General features: G+C 73.3%; 3 protein-coding genes. 1 reads left to right on the forward strand and 2 read right to left on the reverse strand.

From position 1 onward, the window contains the following. Positions 1–22 precede the first annotated feature (22 nt). Positions 23–1600, forward strand: a complete 1578-nt coding sequence (locus DQW06_RS24355; protein WP_117199383.1) for a sodium:solute symporter — start codon at positions 23–25, stop codon at positions 1598–1600. A gap of 131 nt (positions 1601–1731) precedes the next feature. Here the strand turns inward: DQW06_RS24355 and DQW06_RS24360 are convergent, their stop codons facing one another. Together DQW06_RS24360 and DQW06_RS24365 are read right to left on the reverse strand one after the other, a co-directional pair. Further along, positions 1732–2073 carry a hypothetical protein gene (locus tag DQW06_RS24360; RefSeq protein WP_013152861.1) on the reverse strand — a complete coding sequence of 114 codons (342 nt, stop codon included), beginning with the start codon at positions 2071–2073 and terminating at the stop codon, positions 1732–1734. 113 nt (positions 2074–2186) lie between these two features. Then, positions 2187–2589, reverse strand: a 403-nt coding sequence (locus DQW06_RS24365) for a tripartite tricarboxylate transporter permease (RefSeq protein ID WP_198662536.1), incomplete at its 5' end; no start/stop codon positions are given.

The following is a 2589-nucleotide window of genomic DNA, read 5'->3' on the forward strand; positions in this document are numbered from 1 at the left end:
CCCCACCCCCCGGAGTAGCGCAGTGCAGACAATCGACCTCGTGGTCATCGCGGTGTACCTGCTGGGATCGGCCTGGCTCGGCCTCAGGCTCTCCGGCCGACAGCGCGATATCAAGGACTACTTCATCGGCAACCGGCAGCTGCCCTGGTGGGCGGTGTGCCTGTCGGTGGTGGCCACCGAGACCAGCGCCCTGACCGTGATCAGCATCCCCGGCGTGGCCTACCTGGGCAACGTCACCTTCCTCCAGGTGGCGGTCGGCTACCTGATCGGGCGGGTGGTCGTGGCCTTCGTGCTGCTGCCCCGCTACTACCGGGGCGAGATGACCACGGCCTACGCCTACCTCGGCATCCGCTTCGGCCGGGGCATGCAGGGCACGGCCTCGGTCGCGTTCCTGTTCACGCGGCTGCTCGCGGACGGGGTGCGGCTGTTCGCGGCGGCCATCCCCGTCAAGATCATCCTGGGCTCCTACGGGGTGGACCTGTCCTACTTCGCGATCATCGCCCTGCTGGGCGCGGTCACGGTCCTGTACACCTTCGTCGGCGGCATCCGGGCCGTGGTCTGGGTGGACGTCCTCCAGATGGCGGTGTACGCGGTCGGCGGCGTCGCCGCCCTGGCGGTCATCGCGGGCAGCCTCGACGCGGACTTCCTGGCGGTGGCCGCCGACGCGGGCAAGACCCAGTTCCTCGACTTCACCTCGAACCCGGTCTCGGCCCCCTACGCGACGGTCACCGCGGTCCTGGGCGGCGCCCTGCTCTCCACCGCCTCCCACGGCGCCGACCAGATCATCGTGCAGCGGCTGCTGGGCTGCCGCAGCCTGCGCGACGCCCAGAAGGCGGTGATCGGCAGCGCCGTCGTGGTGTTCTTCCAGTTCGCCCTGTTCCTGGCCGTGGGCCTGGCGCTGTACGCCTACTACGAGGGCGCCTCGGTGGAGGAGCTGGGCCTGGCCAACTCCGACGAGCTCTTCCCGACGTTCATCGTGGAGGGGCTGCCGGCCGGCCTGTCGGGCCTGCTGCTGGCGGGGATCCTGGCCGCGGCGATGAGCACCCTGTCGTCCTCGCTGTCGGCGCTGTCCTCCTCCACCATGGCCGACCTGTACGAGCGGTTCAGCAGGCGCACGCTCACCGACGCCCAGGGCCTGCGGCTGGGCAGGCTGTTCACCCTGGGCTGGGGGCTGGTCTTCATCGGGGCGGCGGCGATGTTCACCGGCACCGACAACCCGGTCGTGGAGCTGGGCCTGTCCGTGGCCAGCCTGACCTACGGCGGCCTGCTGGGCGCGTTCTTCCTGGGGCTGTGGGTGCGCCGGGCCCGCCAGCTCGACGCGATCGTCTCCTTCGCGGTCGCGGTGGCCACCATGGTCTGGCTGTTCCTCTTCCAGCCCGACCTGGTCGGCTTCACCTGGTACACCGCCATCGGCACGACCATCGTGCTGGGCCTGGGCTACCTGCTGTCGCTGCGCCACCGCGACGCCGCGCCCCGGCCGGAGGAGATGCCGGGGGAGCCCTCCGACACCGGAACCGGGGAGGGCTCCGGCGCCGCGACCGGCCGGGCGCCCCGCGCGGAGGGCGAGCCCACCCCGGCGGACGAGGGGGAGCGGCCCTGACCCCCGGTCCGGCCCCGGCCCGCGCCGAGGCTCCGCCGCACCGGCGGACGGTGTGCCCGCCTTCGCACCCGTAGCGGGGGCCGGCCCGGAACACGCACCCGTCGGGCCCCGTCCCCCGTGGCGCGGGCGGGTCAGGAGACGCTTTCGACGATCCACGAGACCAGCGCGTCGTGGCCGTGCCCGCTGACGTGGTCGTGCAACCCGTCCTCGGCGACCGCGGCACCGCACAGCGGGCACCCCGGGGGCTCCTCGACGGGGGTCTCCTCCACGGGCGCGTCCCGATCGGCCGGATCGACGCCCTGGCCGCGCAGGTCGGCGTAGACGGTGTCGCGGGTCACGCCGTAGGCGTCGGCCAGCCTGGTGACGTTGCGGTGGCCGCGCCGCCAGCTCTGGGCCACGGACTCGGCGCGCACCCGGGCGGCGAAGCGCCGGATGTCCAGGGGGCTGCGGGGGGCGTCGTCGGGTTGTGCCATGCGCGCAGACTACGGCGGGTCACCGACACCGCCGTCCGGCGTGCCCGCCTCCGCGCACACGAGAAGGGCCGGTCCGTGGCAACCCCCCGGACCGGCCCCCGCGCACGCGACGCTCACCCCGCGTCGACGGTCTCCTCGCGCCGCGCCTCGCGCGAACGCGCACGGGCGCGGATCCGCAGGAAGGCGACCAGGGCCACGGCGGCCACGAGGACCGCGTAGATCCCGATCGTGATCGGCCCCGCGAAGAGCACCCCCACGTCGCCCTGGCCGATGGCCTGGGCCCGGCGCAGCTCCGTCTCGGCCAGCGGACCGAGGATGACCGCGATGAGCACCGGCGCCACCGGGATCTCGTAGCGCCGCATCATGAACCCGAGCAGCCCCAGAATGATCAGCAGCCACAGGTCGGTGATGGAGTAGGACGCGGCGTACACGCCCAGCGCCGCGAAACCGGTGATGCCCGCGTACAGGTAGCGCCGCGGGATCAGCAGCAGCTTGGCCCACAGCGGCGCGAAGGGC

This window comes from Nocardiopsis sp. TNDT3 (genome assembly GCF_003427465.1).
In the GTDB taxonomy this organism is placed as follows: Bacteria; Actinomycetota; Actinomycetes; order Streptosporangiales; family Streptosporangiaceae; genus Nocardiopsis; species Nocardiopsis dassonvillei.

Excerpts from the sequence above, each read along its gene's own strand:
- DQW06_RS24360 (WP_013152861.1), bottom strand. The coding sequence starts at position 2,073 with ATGGCACAACCCGACGACGCCCCCCGCAGCCCCCTGGACATCCGGCGC.